The organism is Acidovorax sp. Root70 (assembly GCF_001428225.1).
Classification (GTDB): domain Bacteria; phylum Pseudomonadota; class Gammaproteobacteria; order Burkholderiales; family Burkholderiaceae_C; genus Acidovorax.
In genome coordinates, this window is sequence record NZ_LMHQ01000016.1 from 13,182 (window position 1) to 35,577 (window position 22,396).

The window sequence follows — 22,396 nt, forward strand, 5'->3', positions numbered from 1 at the left end:
GAACAGGATCACTATGTTTGGCGCAGACAAAGGCACCGCAGACAAACTGGACGGCAAGAAGCTGCACATCGGCATCGTGCAGGCCCGTTTCAACGAGAGCATCACCAACACCCTGGCCGCCGCCTGCCGCGCAGAGCTGCTGGCCCTGGGCGTGCAAGAAAAGCACATCAAGCATGTGCTGGTGCCCGGCGCACTTGAAGTGCCTGTGGCCCTGCAGGCCATGGCAGAGAGCGATGAATACGACGCGCTGATCGCACTGGGCTGCATCATCCGTGGCGAGACTTACCACTTCGAGCTGGTGGCCAACGAATCCGGCGCGGGCGTCACACGCCTGTCGCTGGACTACCAGATCCCGATCGCCAACGCGATCATCACCACCGAGAACATGGAACAAGCCATTGCCCGCCAGACCGAAAAGGGCACCGATGCGGCCCGCGTCGCGGTGGAGATGGCCAACCTGCTGGACGAGTTGTCATGAGCGAAAACACCCCCACGCCGTCGTCGGCACGCCCTCCCAAGCAGACCCGCACGGGTCTCAAGAGCACCGGCACGCGCAAGGCAGCCGCCAAGTCCAACCGCAGCCGCGCGCGAGAGTTTGCGTTGCAGGCGCTGTACCAGCACCTGGTGGGCGGCAACGACGCGGCGGCCATCGACGCGTTCACCCGCGACCTGGCGGGCTTTCACAAGGCCGACTCGGCGCACTACGACGCACTGCTGCATGGCTGCATCGAGCATGCCGCCAGCATGGACGCACTGATCACCCCGCTGCTGGACCGCAAGATGGCGGAGATCTCGCCCATCGAGCGCGCCACCATGTGGATCGGCGTGTACGAGTTCCAGAACTGCCTGGATGTGCCCTGGCGCGTCGTGCTCAACGAGTGCATTGAACTCGCCAAGGAGTTTGGCGGCACGGACGGGCACAAGTACGTGAATGCCGTACTCAACGGTCTGGCCCCCAAGCTGCGCGCTGTGGAAGTGGCCGCCGACAAGGCCGCAGGCGCGGGCGCCGCCTGACGTTGCCCCAGCCCCGCCGTTGTGACCGGGGCTGCTTCGCTTCCTTATCTTTTCGCGCCCCCCGCGACCGCACGCCCGCTCTGGGCAGGATGCCATTGCCATGAAGTTTTCCTCGCGCGCCGAGCGCATCGAACCGTTTTACGTGATGGAAGTGGCCAAGGCCGCACAGGCCCTGGCCCGCGAGGTAGCCGGCACGCGCGAGCCGATGATCTTCTTGAACATCGGCGAGCCCGACTTCACCGCCCCACCCCTGGTGCAGGAAGCCGCCGCCCGTGCCGTGCACAGCGGCGCCACGCAGTACACCAATGCGCTGGGCCTGGATGCGCTGCGCGAGCGCATCAGCGGCTGGTACCAGACCCGCTTCGGCGTCAACGTGCCTGCGCGCCGCATCGTGGTCACAGCAGGCGCATCGGCCGCGCTGCAGCTCGCGTGCCTGGCGCTCATCGAGTCGGGTGACGAGATCCTGATGCCCGACCCCAGCTACCCCTGCAACCGCCACTTTGTGAGTGCTGCCGAGGGCAAGGCCGTGCTGTTGCCCACCACGGCCGCAGAGCGCTACCAGCTGAGCGCCGACAAGGTGCGCGCGGCATGGAATGCAAAAACGCGCGGCGTGCTGCTGGCCTCGCCATCCAACCCCACCGGTACCTCGATTGCGCCCGATGAGCTGCGCCGCATCCACGACGTGGTGCGGTCGCACGACGGCATCACGATGATCGACGAGATCTACCTGGGCCTGTCATACGAAGAAGAGTTTGGTCACACCGCGCTCGCCATCGACGACAACATCATCAGCATCAACAGCTTCAGCAAGTACTTCAACATGACCGGCTGGCGCCTGGGCTGGATGGTGGTGCCCGACGCGATGGTGCCCGTGGTCGAGCGCCTGGCGCAGAACCTATTCATCTGTGCCAGCACCGTGTCACAGCACGCGGCGCTGGCCTGTTTCGAGGCCGAGAGCATTGCCGAATACGAACGCCGCCGCGCCGAGTTCAAGGCCCGGCGCGACTTCTTCATCCCCGCGCTGCAGTCGCTGGGCCTGAACGTGCCCGTGATGCCCGATGGCGCCTTCTACGCCTGGGCCGACTGCACGCAGGCCGCGCAGCGCCTGGGCGTGACCGGCAGCTGGGACTTTGCGTTTGAGCTGATGCGCCGCGCGCACATTGCCGTGACACCGGGGCGCGACTTTGGAACGGCCGAGCCCGAGCGCTTCATCCGCTTCTCGACCGCCAACTCGATGGCGCAATTGCAGGAGTCCGTGGAGCGGCTGCGCAAGCTGCTTGGATGACGAAGGCGAGCGAACCCACGATGGCGTTTGAATTTCCGATCCGGATTTACTGGGAGGACACCGATGCAGGCGGCATCGTGTTCTACGCCAACTACCTCAAGTTCTTCGAGCGCGCGCGCACCGAATGGCTGCGCTCGCTGGGCGTGGGTCAGCAGCTTCTTCGGGAACAAACCGGCTGCATGTTTGTCGTAACCGACGCGCAGCTGCGCTACCACCGCCCCGCACGGCTGGACGATGAACTGATTGTTACTGCCACTCTGCAGAGCAGTGGCCGCGCATCGTTGACAATAGTGCAGCAGGCGCTCCTGAAACCAGAGCAGATGACCGACCAGCCCCCCACCTTGCTGACCGAAGGCACCATCCGCATCGGATGGGTTGACGCAGCGACGATGCGCCCCGCCAGAATTCCAAGCACCCTCCTGGAACAACTCACACCATGAATTCCCAAAACATGTCCATCATCTCCCTGGTGCTGCACGCCAGCTGGGTGGTGCAACTCGTGATGCTGCTGCTGCTGGGCGTGTCGGTGGCCAGCTGGGCCGCCATCTTCCGCAAGCTGTTTGCCCTGAAGCGCGTGAAGACATTGAACGAAGACTTCGAGCGCGAGTTCTGGTCGGGCACCAGCCTGAACGACCTGTATGCAGCGGCCGCCCAAAACGCCAAGCAGGCCGGCCCCATGGAGCGCATTTTTGCCAGCGGCATGCGCGAGTACCAGAAGCTGCGTGAACGCCGCATCACCGACCCCGGCACCCTGCTGGACGGCGCTCGCCGCGCGATGCGCGCAAGCTTCCAGCGCGAGATGGATGTGGTCGAGTCCAGCCTGTCCTTCCTGGCGTCGGTCGGCTCGGTGTCTCCGTATGTGGGCCTGTTCGGCACCGTGTGGGGCATCATGCACGCCTTCACCGGCTTTGCCGGCATGGAGCAAGTCACGCTGGCCACGGTGGCCCCGGGCATTGCCGAGGCGCTGGTCGCCACCGCCATCGGCCTGTTCTCGGCCATCCCCGCAGTGATCGCCTACAACCGCTTTGCACGCGACATCGACCGCGTGGCCACGCACCAGGAGACCTTCATCGAAGAGTTCTCCAACATCCTGCAGCGAAACCTGGGCGCACAGCCCGCGTCCACGGGCCACACGGCCTCGGGCCACTGATCCGGGAGGCGCCCCATGCCCGCCATGGCATCCCGCGGCCGAGGCCGCCGCACCATCAACGAGATCAACATGGTCCCGTTCATCGACGTCATGCTGGTGCTGCTCATCATCTTCATGGTGACGGCGCCCATGCTCACCCCAGGCGTGGTCGATGTGCCCAGCGTGGGCAAGAGCAAGAACATGCCCAAGGTGGTGGCCCAGGTCATCGTCAACAAGGACGGCACGCTGCAGTTCAAGACCCCCGAGGCCACGCGCAGCCTGAACCAGCGCGAGATCGGCGACGCCGCCAGCCGCTGGCAAAAAGGCCAGGGGCCCGAGAGCGCCGTGGTCATCAGTGCCGACAAGGGCGTGCAGTACGAAACCGTGGTGAAGGCGATGGACGCCCTGCAAAAGGCAGGCGTCCAACGCGTAGGCCTGTCGGTCAAGCAAGGCGGTTGAACCGAACCCGCCCGGCACCGCTCAGACGCCCATGCACGCCCACACCGACCGCGACCAGTTTGCCCCGCCCCGCCCACCGGCGCGCCTGCGCGCCATCACGCTGGCGGTGCTGGTGCACGCGGTGCTTATCGGCGCGCTGACCTGGGGCGTGAACTGGAAGAACACGGCCGACCAACCTGCCGTAGAAGCCGAGCTGTGGGCCGCCGTGCCCACACAAGCAGCGCCACGCGCCGTGGAGCCCCCACCGCCGCCCCCTCCTCCTCCCGTGCAGCAGGTCACCCCGCCTGCCCCACCACCCCCGCCCGTGCGGGCCGCGGAGCCGCCGGACAACCGCGAGGCAGACATTGCCATCGAGCGTGAGAAGAAGCGCTTGGAACAGGAAAAGAAGGCCCGCGAGCAACAGCAGTTGCGCGAAAAACGCGAGCGTGATCGCAAGGAAGAAGAACGCCGCGACCGCCTGGAGCAGGAGAAAAAGGAGCGCCTGCAAAAAGAGCGGGACAAGGAGAAGGAACAGCGCGAGAAACAGCTGGCCGAACAGAAGAAGGCCGAGCAGGACAAGCAGAAGAAGCTGGCCGAAGACAAGCGCAAGGCCGACGAAGCCTCCAAGCGCAAGGCGGAAGCCGAGGCCAAGCATCTGGCCGAACAGCGCGAGGCGAACCTACGCCGCATCCAGGGCCTGGCCGGAGCCACGGGGGGCGAGAACGCCACAGGCACGGCCCTGCGCAGCGCAGGCCCCTCGGGCAGCTACGGCGGCAAGGTGGCGGCGAAGGTCAAGCCCAACATCGTGTACCCCGACGCGATCTCGGGCAACCCCCGGGCCGAAGTCGAGGTGCGCCTGTCGCCCGACGGCACCATCGTGGGCAAGCGCCTGGTGCAGTCCAGCGGCAACAAGGCCTGGGACGACGCCGTGCTGCGGGCCCTGGACAAGACCGAAACGTTGCCGCGCGATGTGGACGGTCGCGTGCCGCCTTCGCTGACCATCGGCTTCCGGCCCCAGGACTGAGCGGGACGCCGCGCTCTGGAAGGGCTTGCCCTTCTGCAGCGGGGCCTTCGCCCCACTTGCCTATGCCCTATCACGGTCCATGCGCGGCGGCGCTTACTGAGGCGTTTGAAGCCTGCAGTCATTGGCGCCGGTACTGAAATGAGCCGCGCCTCGTGAGCCCCCAAAAAGCAAAGCGCCCGGTAGAACCGGGCGCTTTTTTTGGTCTTTTACGCCTGTAGCGCTAGTGGAACATGCGCTGCAAGCTATACATTCAATAGCAGATCACCGATGTGAATCAGCGGTCGCGCCGCTCCATGCGGCGGTTCAGGTTCAGCGCGCCCAGCGTGCAGGCCACGCCCGACAGCAGGTACACCGTCACCGCCAGCAGACCGAACTGCGACGACAGATACAGAGCCACCAGGGGAGCAAACGCCGCGCCGATGATCCAGGCCAAGTCGGCCGACAGGGCCGCACCGGTGTAACGGTACTGGGGCGAGAAATTGGCCGTCACGGTGCCCGATGCCTGGCCGTACGACAGGCCCAGCAGCACAAAGCCGAGCAGCAGGAACATGGTGCTGCCCACCTCACCGGTGTTGAGCAGGACAGGCGCCATGAAGCTGAACACGCCGATCAGCACCGCCATGCCGCCCAGCAGCTTGCGGCGGCCCAGGTGGTCCGACAGCCAGCCCGACACCATGATGGCGCCAGCGGCCAGAAAGGCGCCCACGATCTGCACGCCCAGGATCTGGGTGACAGGCTGGTCGGAGTACAGCGTGATCCACGACAGCGGGAACACCGTGACCAGGTGGAACAGCGCAAAGCTGGCCAGCGCCGCAAAAGCCCCCAGCAGCACGTTGCTGCCTTCGTCACGCATGACGCGGCTCACGGGCACAGGCTGCAGCTCGCGGTCCTTGAGCAGTTCGGAATACGACTGCCCCACGACGAGGCGCAGACGCGCGAACAGGGCCACCACGTTCACGGCAAAGGCCACAAAAAACGGATAGCGCCAGCCCCAGGCCAAAAACTCCTGCACCGTGAGGCTGCTGTACAGGTAGGCAAACAGGCCGGCAGCCAGCACAAAGCCCAGCGGCGCGCCCAGCTGGCCGATCATGGCGTACCAGCCCCGGCGCTCCTTGGGGGCCGACATGGCCAGCAGCGACGGCAGGCCGTCCCACGAGCCGCCCAGCGCCAGGCCCTGGCCCACACGCAGGATCAGCAACGCCACGATGGCTGTAGTGCCCACATCCTTGTAGCCAGGCAAAAAGGCCATGCCCACGGTGCAGACGCCCAGCATGAACAGCGCAATGGTCAGCTTGGTGCCCCGCCCCCAGCGCCGTTGGATGGCCATGGAGATGGCGGTCCCCACCGGGCGCACCACGAAGGCGACAGCCAGCAACGCAAAGGCCATCAGCGTGCCGTCCAGGCGGGACAGGAAGGGAAACAGGAAAGATGGGAAGACAAGAACGCAGGCGATCCCGAAAACAAAGAAGTCGAAATACTCGGACGAGCGCCCGATGATCACGCCCACAGCGATTTCGCTGGGGGTGACGTCTTCATGCGTATCAGCCCGCGAGAGAGAGGCGGCGCTTTCGTGAAAACCGGCCGCAGGATAGGTGGCAGTGGCGGGGCTGCTCATGAACATAGCTCCTTGACGTTGTGTAGCTAACTGACGGGGTGAGACCACCTCGTTCTACACGCAACTTCTGCCGCCCACAAGTGCGCTTTCACTATGCCAGGGGCTGGAAATGTCATGGAAACCGCAATTTGCACCAAATTGGTGCAAATTGTGCGAATTGGGTTGACCTTGGACAAAATGTCCAATCGACAAAAAAGCTAGCGCTAGTACATTCGCACACATCCCGTTATCCGCGTTTACCCTGAAACGCATTGATCGCGCTCTTCACATGCTCAAACTTCCCCAACTTCGTGGGCCCACCTGGCTGCTCGCTCTGGCAGCCCTGGGCAGCCTGGCAGGCTGCAGCAAGGCTGTCGTGCTCAACCCCGCCGGCGACATCGCTGCCCAGCAAGGGCAGATGGTCATCACCGCCACGCTGCTGATGCTCATCATCATCGTGCCCGTCATCGCGCTGACGCTGCTGTTTGCCTGGAAATACCGCCAGGGCAACACCGAGGCCGAGTACGACCCCGAATGGCACCACTCCACGACGCTGGAGCTGGTGATCTGGACCGTGCCCTTGCTGATCATCATCGCGCTGGGCGCCATCACCTGGATCGGGACGCACAAGCTCGACCCCTACCGTCCCCTCGACCGCATCGACGCGCAGCGCGCCGTGCCCGCCGATGTGAAGCCGCTCGAGGTGCAGGTGGTGGCCATGGACTGGAAGTGGCTGTTCTTCTACCCCGAGCAAGGCATTGCCACGGTGAATGAAGTGGCGGCCCCGGTGGACCGCCCCATCCTGTTCAAGCTGACGGCCACGTCCACCATGAACGCGTTTTACGTGCCCGACCTCGCCGGCATGATCTACGCCATGCCCGGCATGCAGACCGAGCTGAACGCGGTGATCAACAAGCCCGGCGTGTTCAAGGGCATGTCGTCGCACTACAGCGGCGCGGGCTTTTCGGGCATGACGTTCAAGTTCCATGGCTTGAGCAACGAGGACTTTGCCCAGTGGGTGCAAAAGGCCAAGACCGAAGGCAAGCCCCTGGACAAGGGCACCTACCTGAACCTGGTGAAGCCCAGCGAACGCGACCCGGTGCAGCGCTTTGCCTCAGTGGAAGAAGGCCTGTACGACAAGGTGCTTAACCGCTGCGTGGAAGACGGAAAGATGTGCATGCACCACATGATGGCCATTGACGCCAGTGGTGGCGACGCCTACATGCGCGCTGCGGGGCTGAACCTGCCCCAGGACGTCTGCACCGTGCAAAACGCCGCCCAGGTGGTGGCTGCACTCGAAACCCGCAATGCGCCGGCTCCCACTTCCGGCACCAGCATCCGCCAATGAGTCTCCCTATGACCTCTGAAACCCTTTCTCCATCCCATTGGGCGCTGGGCCGCCTGAGCTGGGACACCGTGCCGATGGCGCACGAACCCATCGTGTTGTGGACCTTCATTGCCGTGGTCCTGGGCGGCATCGCCGTCATGGCGGGCATCACCAAGTTCCGCCTGTGGGGCCCGCTGTGGCGCGACTGGATCTGCAGCATCGACCACAAGAAGATCGGGATCATGTACATGATCCTGGGCCTGGTGATGCTGCTGCGCGGCTTTGCCGACGCAGTGATGATGCGCCTGCAGCAGGCCATGGCCTTTGGCGACAACATGGGCTACCTGCCGCCGCACCACTACGACCAGATCTTCACCGCCCACGGCGTGATCATGATCTTCTTCGTGGCAATGCCGCTGGTCACAGGGCTGATGAACTACCTGGTGCCGCTGCAGATCGGCGCGCGCGACGTGTCCTTCCCGTTCCTGAACAACTTCAGCTTCTGGATGACCACGGCCGGTGCCGTGCTGGTGATGGTGTCGCTGTTCCTGGGCGAGTTCTCCACCTCCGGCTGGCTGGCGCTGTCCAACCTGGGGGCGCAGAGCCCGAGCACCGGCCTGGACTACTACATCTGGGCGCTGCAGATTGCCGGGGTGGGCACCACGCTCTCGGGCATCAACCTGATCGTGACCATCATCAAGATGCGCGCGCCAGGCATGAGCCTGATGAAGATGCCCGTGTTCACCTGGACCGCCCTGTGCACCAACGCACTGATCGTGGCGTCCTTCCCCGTGCTCACGGCCGCACTGGTGCTGATGTCGCTGGACCGCTATGTCGGCACCAACTTCTTCACCAACGAGCTGGGCGGCAACCCCATGCTCTACGTGAACCTGATCTGGATCTGGGGCCACCCCGAGGTGTACATCCTCGTGTTGCCCGCCTTCGGTGTGTTCTCTGAAGTGGTCGCCACCTTCAGCAAGAAGCGCCTGTTTGGCTACACCTCCATGGTGTACGCCACGGTGTGTATCACCATCCTGTCATATCTGGTGTGGCTGCACCACTTCTTCACCATGGGCTCGGGTGCGAGCGTGAACACCTTCTTCGGTATCACGACGATGATCATCTCGATCCCGACGGGCGCGAAGATCTTCAACTGGCTGTTCACCATGTACAAGGGCCGCATCCGCTTTGAGCTGCCCATGATGTGGACCGTGGCCTTCATGGTGACGTTCGCCATTGGCGGCATGACGGGCGTGCTGCTGGCCGTGCCCCCCGCCGACTTCGTGCTGCACAACAGCCTGTTCCTGATCGCCCACTTCCACAACGTGATCATCGGCGGCGTGGTGTTTGCCATGTTCGCCGGTATCAACTACTGGTTCCCCAAGGCGTTTGGCTACAAGCTGGACCGCACGTGGGGCGTGCGCTCCTTCTGGCTGTGGCTGGTAGGCTTCTGGGTGGCGTTCACGCCGCTGTATGTGCTGGGCCTGATGGGTGTCACCCGCCGTGCCAACCACTTCGAAGACCAGTCGCTGCAGATCTGGTTCGTAATCGCTGCTATCGGCGCGGCCATGATTGCCGCCGGCATTGGCTGCTTCCTGATCCAGCTGGTGGTCAGCTACCTCAAGCGCGAACAACTGCGCGACTGGACGGGCGACCCCTGGGACGGCCGCACGCTGGAGTGGGCCACCTCGTCGCCCCCGCCCGACTACAACTTTGCCTTCACGCCGGTGGTGCACGAGATCGATGCCTGGTGGGACATGAAGAAGCACGGCTACAAGCGTCCTCTGGCGGGCTTCCAGCCCATCCACATGCCGGCCAACACCGGCGCTGGCGTGGTCATCTCGGGGCTGTCGCTGGTGTTCGGCTTTGCACTGATCTGGCACATGTGGCTGCTGGCGGGCGTGTCGTTTGCCGCGCTGCTGCTGGCCGCCATCGTCCACACGTTCAACTACAAGCGTGACTTCTACATCCCGGCGTCCGACGTGATCTCCACCGAAGAAGCCCGCACACTCCAACTGGCCCGCCATGTCTGATATCCGCATCCACGCTGGCGCCGCAGCAGGCGCCCTGGCCCCGCGCGAGTACCACCTCGCGCACGAGCCCCATCCTGAAAACGGCACGGCCCTGGGCTTCTGGCTGTACCTGATGAGCGACTGCCTCATCTTTGCAGCGCTGTTCGCCACCTACGGCGTGCTGGGCCGCAGCTATGCGGCAGGCCCCACGGGCGCGCAGCTGTTTGACCTGCCCCTGGTGGCCCTCAACACGGCCTTCCTGCTGCTGTCGTCCATCACCTTCGGCTTTGCCATGCTGCGCAAGCAGCTGGGCGACGTGAAGGGTACGCTGCTGTGGCTGGCGGTGACGGGCCTGTTTGGCCTGTGCTTCCTGGGGCTGGAGCTGTATGAGTTCTCGCACCTGCTGCACGAGGGCGCTGGCCCACAACGCAGTGCCTTCCTGTCGGCGTTCTTCACGCTGGTGGGCACCCACGGCCTGCATGTCACCTTCGGCCTGATCTGGCTGGTGGTGCTGATGATCCAGATTGGCAAGCATGGCCTGATCCCCGAGAACAACCGCCGCCTGATGTGCCTGTCCATGTTCTGGCACTTCTTGGATGTGGTCTGGATCGGCGTTTTCACCTTTGTGTACCTGATGGGGGTGCTGTAAATGAGCGCACAACACGCAACGCACGCGCACGATGCGCATGGGCACGACGATCACCACCACGACGCAGGCCCGCACAGCACCCTCTCCGGCTACATGATCGGGTTTGTGCTGTCCATCATTCTCACCGCCATTCCCTTCTGGCTGGTGATGGCCAAGGTGATTGCCGACCGCAACACCGCCGTGCTGGTGCTGGGCGGCTTCGCCGTGATCCAGATCCTGGTGCACATGGTGTTCTTCCTGCACATGAACGGCAAGATCGAAGGGGGCTGGACGCTGCTGTCCACCATCTTCACCGTGGTGTTTGTGGCCATTGCCATCGCAGGCACCCTGTGGGTGATGTTCCACATGAACGCCAACATGATGCCGGAGCACCCCACGCCCACGCCGCCCACGCACGAGGCGCCCGGACACTCCACGCCCTGATGGACGCAGCCCCCACCACCATGGCACTGCCGCGCCGGGGCTTGCGCCGCGCAGTCCTGCTGGTGCTGGGCATGGCCCTGTTCCTGGGCTTTGTGTCGCTGGGCACCTGGCAGGTCCAGCGCCGCACCTGGAAGCTGGACCTCATCGAAAGGGTGGACCAACGGGTACACGCCGCACCGGCCGCCCTGCCCCCCGTGGCGCAATGGCCCGGCATCAGTGCCGCACAGCATGAGTACCTTCCAGTGGTCTTTGAGGGCCGCTGGCTGCCAGGCAAGACGGTGCTGACGCAGGCCGTCACCGAGCTGGGCGCGGGGTTCTGGGTGATGACGGCCCTGGAACGGGATGACGGCACCCAGGTGCTGGTGAACCGGGGTTTTGTGCCCCAGGAGCAACGCGCCCAATGGCTGGAGGCGTCGCCCCCCGTCGATGGCCCGGCCACCGTCCAGGGGCTGTTGCGCATGACCGAGCCAGGCGGCGGCTTTCTGCGCACCAACGACCCGGCGCAGCAGCGCTGGTACTCGCGCGATGTGGCTGCCATCAGCCGCACGCTGGATCTGCCCCGGGCCGCTCCGTTTTTTGTGGACGCCGGGCTTCCAGGTGCAACGGCGCCTTCTTCAGCAGCGCCCAGCTGGCCCCGCGCAGGCTTGACCGTCATACGGTTTCACAACAGCCACCTGGTGTACGCCCTGACCTGGTATGGTCTTGCGCTCATGGTGGTCGTCGCCGGCTGGTATGTGGCACGCTATGAGCGCCGCCTAGGCCCACGGGCCGCCAGCCGCCTACCGACCCACGATGAACACCCTCCCTCCACGCCCTGACCCTGCGCTGGCCACCGTGCCGCGCAATGCACGCTCCGCCGATGCGGCTGCCGGCATCAAGAACCTGCAGCAACTGATCGAGCTGCGGTGGATTGCGGTGGTGGGCCAGGTGTTCACCATCGAGATGGCGCACTACAGCCTGGGCTTGAAACTACCGCTGCAGGAGATGCTGCTCGTCGTCGGCTGCCTGGCGGTTTTCAACGTGGTGAGCCTGCTGCGCCTGCGTACGGGCCGGGCGGTGCGCAACGTCGAGCTGTTCCTGGCGCTGCTGATTGATGTGGCGGTGCTCACGGTGCAGCTGTACCTGAGCGGCGGCACCAGCAACCCGTTTGTGTTCCTGTACCTGCTGCAGATCACGCTCGGCGCCGTGCTGCTGCGCGGTGCCTACATCTGGTCCATTGTGATCATCACCATCCTGTGCTTTGCGGCGCTGGCAGACCACCACCTGCCACTGGCCCTGCCGCAGGACCTGCACCAAGGCCTGTCGAGCCTGTATGTGCTCGGGCTGCTGGTGTGCTTTGTGCTCAACGCGATGCTGGTGATGGTGTTCATTACCCGCATCCACCGCAACCTGCGCGAGCGCGATGCCCGCCTGGCTGCAGCGCGGCGTCGCCGCGTCGAGGAAGAGCACATCGTGCGCATGGGACTGCTGGCGTCCGGCGCCGCTCACGAGCTGGGCACCCCGCTGTCCACCCTGGCGGTCATCCTGGGCGACTGGCAGCACGACAAACGACTGGCCAGCAACGCCGCGCTCAAGGAAGACATTGCCGAGATGCAAACGCAGGTGCAGCGATGCAAGAGCATCGTGAGCGGCATCCTACTGTCGGCGGGTGAAACGCGCGGCGAGGCGTCGGTGCAAACGACCGTGCGCACGTTTGTGGATGCGCTAGCGCAGGAATGGCGCAGCACCCGCACGATCCCCCAGTTTGACTACGTCAATGACTTTGGCGCCGACACGCCCATGGTGTCGGACACCACCCTCAAGCAGATGGTTTTCAATGTGCTGGACAATGCACGCGACGCCTCGCCAGGCTGGGTTCAGCTGTCAGTCACGCGCAATGTAGAGGCCGTGTGCATGACCGTGACCGATGCCGGCCCCGGCTTTGCGCCCGACATGTTGTCCAAGCTGGGCACCCCCTATCAGTCCTCCAAAAACCGCCCTGGCGGTGGTCTGGGTCTGTACCTGGTGTTGAATGTGGCCCGTACCCTGGGCGGCAGCGTGGAGGCGCGCAACCGTCCCGAAGGCGGCGCGCAGGTGACCATCGAATTGCCCTTGGCCTCGATTGCGCTGCCCCAGAAGGTATGAATGAACGAAAGAACCCACCGTGGACACTGAAGAAGCGCAACGACAGCTGCTGATCGTCGAAGACGACGAAGCCTTTGCGCGTACCCTGGCCCGCTCGTTTGAACGCCGCGGCTACAGCGTGTTGCAGGCCGCGAGCCTTGCCGACGTGGAGGTGTTGCTGGAGCAGCACCAGCCCGGCTATGCGGTGGTGGACCTCAAGCTCAAGGGCGAGGCCTCTGGCCTGGCCTGCGTGCAGACGCTTCACGCCGCGGACGACGAGATGCTGATCGTTGTGCTCACGGGCTTTGCAAGCATTGCCACCGCCGTGGAAGCGGTGAAACTGGGCGCCTGCCACTATCTCGCCAAGCCCTCCAACACTGACGACATCGAAGCGGCATTTGGGCTCAAGGAAGGCAATGCCGAGGTGGAGCTGACCAACCGCTCCAGCTCCATCAAGACGCTGGAATGGGAACGCATCAACGAGGTGCTGGCGGAAACAGGCTTCAACCTGTCAGAGGCCGCTCGGCGCCTGGGCATGCACCGTCGTACCCTCACGCGCAAGCTCGAAAAGAAGCAGGTGCGCTAGCGCCGGGGTCGGTCACACGCCCATTCGCTCCTGTCAGCGCAAGCGCGAAGCCCATGTCGGCGCAGCCGCAGCTGCACCGCCCTCAGGCGTTCCGGTTGGCTCCGTGGCGAGTGCTCAAGCCGCCTCCGGCACCGCCTTCAGCATCTGCCGCTCGAAAGCGCGCAAGCGCTTGTAGATCGAGATCTGCTCCACCACCGTGCTCCAGTTCAGCACCAGAAACTGGAAGGACTCCAGCACCTTGTCAAAAGCCCGCGCAATCTGTTGCATCACGCCCAAAGTGATCACGCCTGCAATCAGCGTGGGGCCCAACGCCACCAGAGGCACCAGCACACTCACCTGCAGGTAGGACCACTTCACCACATCGAAATACAGGTAGTGGAAAAACAGCCGGAAGTAGTTGCGGCGTACGCCCGCGAACAGCTCGGCCGCCGTGGGTGGAGAGGCCCGGTTCGGGTCATCCTCGCCCAGCACCAGTTCCTTGCGGTACGCCGCCTCCACGCGCTGGTTGTGAAACTCCAGCCCCGGCAGCTTCACCCCCACACAGGCCAGCAGCAGCGTACCCCCCAATGACCAGGCCAGTGCGACCCAGACCAGGGAATGCGGAACGGCACCGATGAGGGGCAGCGCAGTCACTTTGTCGGACAGCGTCCAGAGCACCGGCAGAAATGCCCCGAGCGTCATGAGGCTGCGCATGAAACTCAGGCCCAGGTCCTCCATGGTGCGGGCGAAACGCATGGTGTCTTCCTGCACGCGCTGTGCCGCGCCCTCGATGTGCCGCAGGCGCGGCCAAGCCGCCATGTAGTGCTCATTCATCGCCTGGCGCCAGCGAAAGATGTAGTGCTTGCTGAAAAAATCCACCAGCACCGCCGTCGTCACGTAGATCATGGCAATGCGCGCAAAGGTCGAAAGCTGCCCCCAGAACTGTTCAGCGGTGATGCTGCCGGGCTTGCCCAGAGCCTCCTGGATCAGATCATAGAAGCTGCCGAACCAGTCGTTGATCTGCACGTCCAGCTGAACACGGTAGGCCGTGGCCAACAGGATGACGATGGAACCCAAGAGGGACCAGGTCCACCAGCGGCGGGCGAAGAAGAAGGACTTGAACATCGTGGGGTCGCGTTGGAATGGTTGTGCGGACTCTGAGCACCGCGCGAAGTGAACGTTCCGCGAAAGGCGTCGTGGCCTTAGCCCAGTGCCTCGCAAAGCCCACGCAAACGGACGGAAGCCCAGCCGCCAGGGGCCGTGGACCCGCCAATAAAAAAGCGGCCCCGAAGGGCCGCTTTGTGCACATGCACCGCCGAGCGGAGGCAATCAGGCAGCGACGCCCTTGGCCACGTCCGCGTACTCTTCGATCTGGTCGAAGTTCAGGTACTTGTAGATCGAGGCGCCATCCTTGTTCACGATGCCCATGGCTTCGTGGTATTCGGCCACCGTGGGGATCTTGCCCAGCTTGGACGCAATGGCGGCCAGCTCGGCCGAAGCCAGGAACACGTTGGTGTTCTTGCCCAGGCGGTTGGGGAAGTTGCGGGTGGAGGTGGACACCACGGTAGCGCCTTCGCGCACCTGGGCCTGGTTACCCATGCACAGCGAGCAACCGGGCATTTCGGTACGAGCGCCAGCGGCGCCAAAGTTGGCGTAGTGGCCTTCCTTGATCAGCTCGCTCTCATCCATCTTGGTGGGCGGGGCCACCCACAGCTTGACGGGGATGTCACGGCTGCCGCCGAGCAGCTTGGCGGCAGCGCGGAAGTGGCCGATGTTGGTCATGCAAGAACCGATGAAGGCTTCATCGATCTTGGTGCCAGCCACATCCGACAGGGTCTTGGCGTCATCAGGGTCGTTCGGGCAGCACAGGATGGGTTCCTTGATGTCGGCCAGATCGATTTCGATGACGGCTGCGTATTCGGCATCCTTGTCGGCTTCGAGCAGGTTGGGGTTAGCCAGCCAGGCCTCCACCTTCTCGATGCGGCGTTGCAGCGTGCGTGCATCAGCGTAGCCGTCGGCGATCATGTTCTTCATCAGCACCACGTTGCTGGTGAGGTATTCCTTGATCGGAGCGGGGTTGAGCTTGATGGTGCAACCGGCGGCGGAGCGCTCTGCAGACGCGTCCGACAGCTCAAATGCTTGCTCGACCTTCAGGTCTGGCAGGCCTTCGATTTCCAGAATGCGGCCGGAGAAAACGTTCTTCTTGCCAGCCTTGGCCACGGTCAACAGATCAGCCTTGATCGCATACAGCGGGATGGCATGCACCAGATCGCGCAGTGTCACGCCGGGCTGCATTTCGCCCTTGAAGCGCACCAGCACCGACTCAGGCATGTCCAGAGGCATCACGCCCGTCGCGGCACCAAAAGCCACCAGGCCTGAACCTGCGGGGAACGAAATGCCGATGGGGAAGCGGGTGTGCGAGTCGCCGCCGGTACCGACGGTGTCAGGCAGCAACAGGCGGTTGAGCCAGCTGTGGATCACACCGTCTCCAGGACGCAGGGCCACGCCGCCACGGTTGCTGATGAACGCAGGCAGTTCGCGGTGGGTCTTCACGTCCACAGGCTTGGGGTAAGCGGCAGTGTGGCAGAACGATTGCATGACCAGGTCGGCCGAGAAGCCCAGGCAGGCCAGGTCCTTCAGCTCGTCGCGGGTCATGGGGCCCGTGGTGTCCTGCGAGCCCACGGTGGTCATCTTGGGTTCGCAGTACGTGCCGGGACGCACGCCTTGGCCTTCGGGCAGGCCCACGGCACGGCCCACCATTTTCTGCGCCAGCGTGAAGCCTGCGGTGGTTGCCACAGGCGCGGTTGGCAGGCGGAACAGTGTGGAAACGGGCAGGCCCAGGAATTCGCGGGCCTTGGCGGTCAGCGAGCGGCCGATGATGAGGTTGATACGGCCGCCGGCGCGCACTTCGTCAAACAACACGTCGCTCTTGAGCTTGAACTCAACCACGGTCTCGCCGTTTTTCACGATCTTGCCGTCGTAAGGCAGGATGTCGACCACATCGCCCATTTCGAGCTTGGACACATCGACTTCAATCGGCAGCGAGCCGGAATCTTCTTGCGTGTTGAAGAAGATGGGAGCAATTTTGCCGCCCAGCGTCACGCCACCGAAGCGCTTGTTGGGCACAAACGGAATGTCCTGGCCCGTGGCCCAGATGACGCTGTTGGTGGCCGACTTGCGGCTGGAGCCCGTGCCCACCACGTCGCCCACGTAGGCCACCAAGTGGCCCTTCTTCTTCAGGTCCTCGATGAATTGCATCGGGCCGCGCTTGCCGTCTTCTTCAGGCTTGAACGCCGCGCCTTCGCGGGTGTTCTTGAGCATGGCCAGGTAGTGCAGCGGAATGTCGGGGCGGCTCCAGGCATCGGGCGCGGGCGACAGGTCGTCGGTGTTGGTCTCACCAGGCACCTTGAACACGGTGACGGTGATCTTCTTTTCGACTTCGGGGCGGGTGGTGAACCACTCGGCATCGGCCCAGCTCTTGATGACTTCCTGGGCCTTGGCATTGCCCGCCTTGGCTTTGGTCGCGACATCGTTGAAGAAGTCGAACATCAGCAGCGTCTTCTTCAGGCCTTCAGCAGCCACACCCGCCACTTCGGCATCGTCCAGCAACTCGATCAGCGGGTGCACGTTGTAGCCACCCACCATGGTGCCCAGCAGCTCCGTGGCCTTGGCCTTGGAGATCAGGCCTACCTTGATGTCGCCGTGCGCCACGGCGGCCAGGAAGCTCGCCTTGACCTTGGCGGCATCGTCCACGCCCGGGGGCACGCGGTGCGTCAACAGGTCCAGCAGAAAGGCATCTTCACCCGCAGGTGGGCTCTTGATCAGTTCGATCAGTTCGGCAACCTGCTTGGCTTCCAAAGGCAGCGGGGGGATGCCCAGAGCTGCGCGCTCGGCGACGTGTTCACGGTAGGCTTTCAACATGTTTCTCTCCAGTTGCGTTCTAAAGTGGGGCTGCATGCCTGGCTGCAACGGCCTCGGAAGCCATCACGCCGGCACACACAGGGTTTTGATTTTTTTCGGGGTCGCTGACGACGGATTACTTGGCAACAGGCAAGGGATCCAAAACGCTCACGGGAGGGTTCTTCTTGATGGCCTCGGCCACCACCACCTGCTCAGGACTCATGCACTCGTCCGCCAGTCGCTGTCCCGCACGCTGATTCATCAGCATGGACTTGTTGGCGATCTGCAGCCAGACGGCACCGCCCTTCTGGTCTTCCAGGCGCACGGTGCCAGTCGAAGTGGCGACGGGCGACATGTAGTACTTGAAGCCCTTGCCTTCCACATGAAAGTGACCGGGCGTGGCCGTATCGGCGGTCACCGTGACAAAAGCGCCCAGCTCGCAGGGCATGCGCCCCACATGCACGCGCTCGGCAATCGCCAGTTCGGCAGGGGACAGCGCTGCCTCGGCTGCAATGATGCCGGCGGCCACCTGGTTGGTGGCGCTCTTGAGCTGTGTGCGGCTGCTGGTAGGTTCAGACTTAGCGACGGCGTGGCTCTTGGCCGACGCCTTGGCCGGAGCCTTCGCCGCAGTTTTGGCTTCTGCCGGCTTGGCTGCCGATTTGACGGCAGGCTTGGCTGCGGGCTTGGCAGCCGCTTTGGTTTCGGACGGGGCCGCTGGCTGGGCCGATGTTTGCGCCAGAGCAAAGGCCGGAGCCAGCAGCATGAAGGCGGAGGCGATGACGAATTTCATGGGAGTCCTGCGTGGAAATAGTCGGGAGGGTTCACGATGGAACGAAAGCAGATGCATCAAACCAATGACGCACCGCCAAGGGTAGCGCGCGCCCCGTACTATGAGCGCGCTCCAGAATCTGCCAATAAAAGCGGTAGCTGGCACGGTCATGCAGCACCCCATCCACGCTGATGGGGGCCCAGTCAGCCAAGGCGGCCGCCGCAATGATGCGTGACGCGGTATCGATATCGTCCTGCTGCGGCGCAAAGGCCAGCAGGATGGTGCGGATCTGTGCAGGATGAATGCTCCACATCCGCGTGTAGCCCAGTTCGCGGGATGCACGGCTCGCAGCGCCCTGCAAGGCGGGCAGGTCCGCAAATTCGGTGACCACGCAGTGTGAGGGCACCTTGCCGTGCGCATGGCAGGCGGAGGCGATTTCCAGCTTGGCGCGCACCACCAGCGGGTGTGTGAACTGGCCAGCGGAGGTCATGGCCTGCGCAGGAATGGCACCCCCATGGGCCGACACAAAGTCCATGAGACCAAAGCTCAGGCTCTGCACGCGGGGGTGGGCGGCAATTTCAAACGCGCGCTGCACGGCAGCGGGGGATTCGATCAGCACATGCAGCGGCACATGCGCCGCCGACGCGCGCTCCAGTGCACGCTCAGCCAGCAACACATCGTCCACGGACTCGACCTTGGGTACCATCAGGTGGCACAGCCGGTGGCCGGCTTCGCCCGCGATGGTGGCGACATCATTGGCAAACGCGGCGTGGCCCACTGCATGCACACGGGCCGCAACGCGGGCCGCCGGGGCGGCAGTGGCCGCCAGGCGCGCCACCAGTGCAGCGTGCGCGGACTCCAGCCCCACGGGCGCGCCGTCTTCGCAATCGAGGGTGACATCAAAGACGCAGGTGCCAAACTCCTGCGTCATCTCAGCCTGCAACTGCAGGCTTTTGCGCATGCGCGCTTCCACGCCGCTGTAGTGGTCGCAAACCGGCAGAAACCCGGTCTGCGCCTGGGCGCCGAGCAGCACATCGCGCGGATGGACGGACGCAGCGCCCTGCTCCGGCAGGGGAGCTTGGGCGGCCCGAAGGCCCGATGCCACAGGCGTCGGCTGCATTGCGTCGTTCACCAGCGTGCTTACAGCAGGTGCTTGACGCCGTCTTGCTCGCCTTGCAGTTCGGCCAGCGTGATATTGATGCGCTCTTGCGAGAACGCGTCAATTTCCAGACCCTCAACGATCTTGTACTCGCCGTTTTCGCAGGTCACGGGGAAACCGAACATCGTGTCCTTGGGGATACCGTACTGGCCGTCCGATGGAATACCCATGGTGACCCACTTGCCATTGGTGCCCAGAGCCCAGTCACGCATGTGGTCGATGGCAGCGTTGGCAGCCGAAGCGGCCGACGACAGGCCACGGGCTTCGATGATGGCCGCGCCGCGCTTGCCCACGGTGGGCAGGAAGGTGTTGGCGTTCCATTCCTGATCGTTGATCATCTTGGCGACGCTTTCGCCCTTGATGGTGGCAAAGCGGTAGTCGGCGTACATCGTGGGCGAATGGTTGCCCCACACGGTCAGCTTCTCGATGTCGGCCACGGCCTTGCCGGTCTTGGCAGCGATCTGGCTGGCAGCACGGTTGTGGTCCAGGCGCAGCATGGCAGTGAAGTTCTTGCGTGGCAGGTCAGGGGCCGACTTCATGGCGATGTAGGCGTTGGTGTTGGCGGGGTTGCCCACAACCAGCACCTTCACGTCGCGCGACGCCACGGCATTCAGGGCTTTGCCTTGCGCCGTGAAAATGGCGCCGTTGACGGCCAGCAGCTCGGCGCGTTCCATGCCAGGGCCACGGGGACGCGAGCCGACCAACAGGGCGTAGTCGGCATCCTTGAAGGCGGTCATGGGGTCGCTGTGAGCGGTCATCTCGACCAGCAGGGGGAACGCGCAGTCGTCCAGCTCCATCATCACGCCCTTGAGCGCTTTCTGCGGACCTTCGACGGGGACTTCGAGCAGTTGCAGGATGACCGGCTGGTCCTTGCCCAGCATTTCGCCGGAGGCGATACGGAACAGCAGTGCGTAACCGATTTGACCAGCGGCGCCGGTGACAGCTACGCGAACGGGCTTCTTGCTCATGGTGAAAACTCCAGGAAGTGAGGAAAACAGGTGTGAGTGCAACGCAAGCACCAGCGCCTGTCACCAGTAGCCCGTGCCCCGCAAAACAGCATTGGAGTTTACCCCCGATTGGGCACCTGGGTCAATTTGTCTTATGTCTTATATAAGATATGATTGCACCCTGTTTGCCGTTCGATTGTCATGTGGCAACCGCACTGCCACGCCACCACACAAGCACAGCCTACAGATCCCACGCCATGTCATCGCTTCCGTTCGCAGCAGACAACCCCGCCGCCCCGCAAAGCACGGCGGGAGTCGTCACGCCAGCGTTCAGTCCGCTGTACCAGCAGATCAAGGGACTGATCCTGCAGAGCCTGCAGCAGGGCGAATGGAAGCCTGGCGAGGCCATCCCCAGCGAGATGGAGTTGGCCGCACGCTTTCGCGTGAGCCAGGGCACGGTGCGCAAAGCCATTGACGAACTGGCGGCCGAAAACCTGGTAATGCGTCGGCAAGGCAAAGGCACCTTTGTGGCCACCCATGCCGAGCAGCATGTGCAGTACCGCTTTTTGAAGCTGCTGCCGGACACCGGCGACGCCCGGGTGGAGGGCCCCGCCCAGCGCCGCGTGATCGACTGCCGCCGTGTGCGCGCCAGCGCCGACGTGGCCCGAGCACTCGCGCTGCGCAGCGGCGACGCCGTGATGCAGGCTAAGCGCATCCTGTCGTTTGCGGGGGTACCCACCATCCTGGAAGACATCTGGCTGCCCGGGCAGGCCTTCAAGGGCCTCACGGCCGAACAGCTCGCCAACTACCAGGGTCCGACGTACGCGATGTTCGAACTGGACTTTGGCGTGCGCATGGTTCGCGCCGAAGAAAAAATCCGCGCCGTGCTCCCCGACGAAGAACAGGCCCAGCTGCTGCAGATCACCTCGGCCACTCCGCTTCTGAGCGTCGAGCGGATTGCCTACACCTACAACGACGTTCCCATGGAGTTACGTCGGGGGCTGTACCTCACGGACACCCACCACTACCGTAATGAATTGAGCTGACAACAGACTGGCAACTGAGTATTCCCGTCGAAAATTCCTGCGAGATCAAAACCCTCATTGTTGCGTTGCAATAGAATTTTGCGTTCTTTGCATCTTCAAATTACAAAGCAGTTACATCCACGAAAGCACACAACATGACAGAACTCGCCAAAAAACGGCCTGAATTCCGCAACATCAATGCCTTCAAGGACCTGACCACCTACCGCATGACACCTGCAGCGTGGGTTTCGATCCTGCACCGCGGCAGCGGGCTGATCATGTTCCTGCTGCTGCCTTTCATCATCTGGATGTTCGATACCTCGGTGTCGTCTGAAATCTCGTTCGCCAAGTTCACGGCCGCCTTCAGCATCGGCATCGGCTTCGTGCCCGGCTGGTTCATCAAGCTGGTGGCACTGGCGCTGATCTGGTCGTACTTGCACCACTTCACCGCCGGCCTGCGTCACCTGTGGATGGATGTGAGCCACAGCGCAGTCAATAAGGAATTCGGCAAGACCTCGGCCTTGGCCGTGCTTGCGATCAGCATTCCGCTGGCACTGGTGCTGGGCGCCAAGCTCTTCGGCCTGTACTGATCAACCCATCAACGGCGGGCGCTGCCGCACAGCGCCCGCCAAAGAACGAGAGGAAATTTCCATGTCCGTCAATTACGGTTCCAAGCGCGTCGTCGTCGGCGCCCACTATGGCCTGCGCGACTGGCTCAGCCAGCGCGTCACGGCAGTCCTGATGGCCCTGTTCACCCTGGCTTTGCTGGCCCAGGTGATCTTCTCCAAAGGCCCCATTGGCTACGACAAATGGGCTGGCATCTTTTCGGCACAGTGGATGAAGGTGCTGACCTTCTCCGTAATCGTCTCGATTGCCTGGCACGCGTGGATCGGTCTGCGTGAAGTCCTGATGGACTACATCAAGCCCGTGGGCCTGCGCCTGGCACTGCAAGTGTTCAGCATCGTCTGGCTGGTCAGCTGCGCTGGCTGGGGTATCCAGGTTCTGTGGCGTCTCTGATTGATCCCCGCGACTG

General features: G+C 63.6%; 23 protein-coding genes. 17 read left to right on the forward strand and 6 right to left on the reverse strand.

Annotated features, from left to right (window positions below):
* Window positions 1-13 precede the first annotated feature (13 nt).
* The 7 genes from ribH (at window position 14) to tolA (ending at window position 4,890) form a co-directional block, all read left to right on the forward strand.
* On the forward strand, window positions 14-478 hold the full coding sequence (gene ribH, locus ASD94_RS10495) for a 6,7-dimethyl-8-ribityllumazine synthase (RefSeq protein ID WP_056642442.1): 465 nt from the start codon (window positions 14-16) through the stop codon (window positions 476-478).
* Window positions 475-1,014, forward strand: coding sequence for a transcription antitermination factor NusB (gene nusB / locus ASD94_RS10500; RefSeq protein ID WP_056642445.1), 540 nt, complete (start codon window positions 475-477; stop codon window positions 1,012-1,014). Before ribH ends, nusB begins: the two co-directional genes overlap by 4 nt.
* A gap of 100 nt (window positions 1,015-1,114) precedes the next feature.
* Window positions 1,115-2,299 (forward strand): pyridoxal phosphate-dependent aminotransferase, encoded by a 1,185-nt coding sequence (locus tag ASD94_RS10505; RefSeq protein ID WP_056642447.1) that lies wholly within the window; start codon window positions 1,115-1,117, stop codon window positions 2,297-2,299.
* 20 nt (window positions 2,300-2,319) lie between these two features.
* Window positions 2,320-2,739: a tol-pal system-associated acyl-CoA thioesterase gene (ybgC, locus tag ASD94_RS10510; RefSeq protein ID WP_056642532.1), complete on the forward strand. Its 420-nt coding sequence runs from the start codon at window positions 2,320-2,322 to the stop codon at window positions 2,737-2,739.
* The gene (tolQ, locus tag ASD94_RS10515; RefSeq protein WP_015015035.1) at window positions 2,736-3,449 is read left to right on the forward strand and encodes a protein TolQ; all 714 of its coding nucleotides are present in this window, start codon (window positions 2,736-2,738) and stop codon (window positions 3,447-3,449) included. The genes ybgC and tolQ overlap by 4 nt, the downstream gene beginning before the upstream one ends.
* 15 nt (window positions 3,450-3,464) lie before the next feature.
* Window positions 3,465-3,887 (forward strand): ExbD/TolR family protein, encoded by a 423-nt coding sequence (locus ASD94_RS10520; protein ID WP_056064849.1) that lies wholly within the window; start codon window positions 3,465-3,467, stop codon window positions 3,885-3,887.
* Between the two features lie 31 nt (window positions 3,888-3,918).
* Window positions 3,919-4,890 (forward strand): cell envelope integrity protein TolA, encoded by a 972-nt coding sequence (tolA, locus tag ASD94_RS10525; protein ID WP_056642451.1) that lies wholly within the window; start codon window positions 3,919-3,921, stop codon window positions 4,888-4,890.
* Window positions 4,891-5,164: 274 nt separating this feature from the next.
* Here the strand turns inward: tolA and ASD94_RS10530 are convergent, their stop codons facing one another.
* On the reverse strand, window positions 5,165-6,505 hold the full coding sequence (locus ASD94_RS10530; RefSeq protein ID WP_056642535.1) for an MFS transporter: 1,341 nt from the start codon (window positions 6,503-6,505) through the stop codon (window positions 5,165-5,167).
* 268 nt (window positions 6,506-6,773) lie between these two features.
* On the opposite strand from ASD94_RS10530, the gene cyoA reads away from it, so the two are divergent.
* The 7 genes from cyoA to ASD94_RS10565 are packed head-to-tail and all read left to right on the forward strand — an operon-like array spanning window position 6,774 to window position 13,584.
* Window positions 6,774-7,832: a ubiquinol oxidase subunit II gene (gene cyoA / locus ASD94_RS10535; RefSeq protein WP_056642455.1), complete on the forward strand. Its 1,059-nt coding sequence runs from the start codon at window positions 6,774-6,776 to the stop codon at window positions 7,830-7,832.
* Between the two features lie 8 nt (window positions 7,833-7,840).
* A complete protein-coding gene (gene cyoB / locus ASD94_RS10540) occupies window positions 7,841-9,844 on the forward strand; it encodes a cytochrome o ubiquinol oxidase subunit I (protein WP_056642458.1) in 2,004 nt (667 codons plus the stop codon).
* Complete coding sequence (gene cyoC / locus ASD94_RS10545; protein WP_056642462.1) at window positions 9,837-10,472, forward strand: cytochrome o ubiquinol oxidase subunit III; 636 nt, start codon at window positions 9,837-9,839, stop codon at window positions 10,470-10,472. The genes cyoB and cyoC overlap by 8 nt, the downstream gene beginning before the upstream one ends.
* Entirely contained in the window at window positions 10,473-10,895 is a 423-nt protein-coding gene (gene cyoD / locus ASD94_RS10550; RefSeq protein WP_056642465.1) for a cytochrome o ubiquinol oxidase subunit IV, read from the forward strand. It begins immediately after the preceding gene.
* A complete protein-coding gene (locus ASD94_RS10555) occupies window positions 10,895-11,713 on the forward strand; it encodes an SURF1 family protein (protein WP_056642467.1) in 819 nt (272 codons plus the stop codon). Before cyoD ends, ASD94_RS10555 begins: the two co-directional genes overlap by 1 nt.
* Entirely contained in the window at window positions 11,688-13,019 is a 1,332-nt protein-coding gene (locus ASD94_RS10560) for an ATP-binding protein (RefSeq protein ID WP_056642470.1), read from the forward strand. The genes ASD94_RS10555 and ASD94_RS10560 overlap by 26 nt, the downstream gene beginning before the upstream one ends.
* A 19-nt stretch (window positions 13,020-13,038) precedes the next feature.
* Window positions 13,039-13,584: a response regulator transcription factor gene (locus tag ASD94_RS10565; RefSeq protein WP_056064872.1), complete on the forward strand. Its 546-nt coding sequence runs from the start codon at window positions 13,039-13,041 to the stop codon at window positions 13,582-13,584.
* 114 nt (window positions 13,585-13,698) lie between these two features.
* Here ASD94_RS10565 and sbmA read toward each other — a convergent pair whose 3' ends face one another.
* The 5 genes from sbmA to ASD94_RS10590 form a co-directional block, all read right to left on the reverse strand.
* On the reverse strand, window positions 13,699-14,688 hold the full coding sequence (gene sbmA / locus ASD94_RS10570) for a peptide antibiotic transporter SbmA (RefSeq protein ID WP_056642473.1): 990 nt from the start codon (window positions 14,686-14,688) through the stop codon (window positions 13,699-13,701).
* A gap of 204 nt (window positions 14,689-14,892) precedes the next feature.
* Window positions 14,893-17,484: a bifunctional aconitate hydratase 2/2-methylisocitrate dehydratase gene (acnB, locus tag ASD94_RS10575; protein WP_056642476.1), complete on the reverse strand. Its 2,592-nt coding sequence runs from the start codon at window positions 17,482-17,484 to the stop codon at window positions 14,893-14,895.
* Between the two features lie 115 nt (window positions 17,485-17,599).
* Complete coding sequence (locus ASD94_RS10580; RefSeq protein WP_056642479.1) at window positions 17,600-18,253, reverse strand: hypothetical protein; 654 nt, start codon at window positions 18,251-18,253, stop codon at window positions 17,600-17,602.
* A 31-nt stretch (window positions 18,254-18,284) separates the two neighbouring features.
* Window positions 18,285-19,352, reverse strand: a complete 1,068-nt coding sequence (locus tag ASD94_RS10585; protein WP_235510632.1) for a CoA ester lyase — start codon at window positions 19,350-19,352, stop codon at window positions 18,285-18,287.
* Between the two features lie 20 nt (window positions 19,353-19,372).
* A complete protein-coding gene (locus ASD94_RS10590; protein ID WP_056642482.1) occupies window positions 19,373-20,359 on the reverse strand; it encodes a malate dehydrogenase in 987 nt (328 codons plus the stop codon).
* A 236-nt stretch (window positions 20,360-20,595) separates the two neighbouring features.
* On the opposite strand from ASD94_RS10590, the gene ASD94_RS10595 reads away from it, so the two are divergent.
* The 3 genes from ASD94_RS10595 to sdhD all read left to right on the forward strand — a co-directional run bounded on the left by ASD94_RS10595 (window position 20,596) and on the right by sdhD (window position 22,380).
* On the forward strand, window positions 20,596-21,384 hold the full coding sequence (locus ASD94_RS10595) for a GntR family transcriptional regulator (RefSeq protein ID WP_056642485.1): 789 nt from the start codon (window positions 20,596-20,598) through the stop codon (window positions 21,382-21,384).
* Window positions 21,385-21,518: 134 nt separating this feature from the next.
* Window positions 21,519-21,953 carry a succinate dehydrogenase, cytochrome b556 subunit gene (gene sdhC, locus ASD94_RS10600; RefSeq protein ID WP_056642487.1) on the forward strand — a complete coding sequence of 145 codons (435 nt, stop codon included), beginning with the start codon at window positions 21,519-21,521 and terminating at the stop codon, window positions 21,951-21,953.
* 61 nt (window positions 21,954-22,014) lie between these two features.
* Entirely contained in the window at window positions 22,015-22,380 is a 366-nt protein-coding gene (gene sdhD, locus ASD94_RS10605; protein WP_056642490.1) for a succinate dehydrogenase, hydrophobic membrane anchor protein, read from the forward strand.
* The last annotated feature ends 16 nt before the right edge of the window (window positions 22,381-22,396 follow it).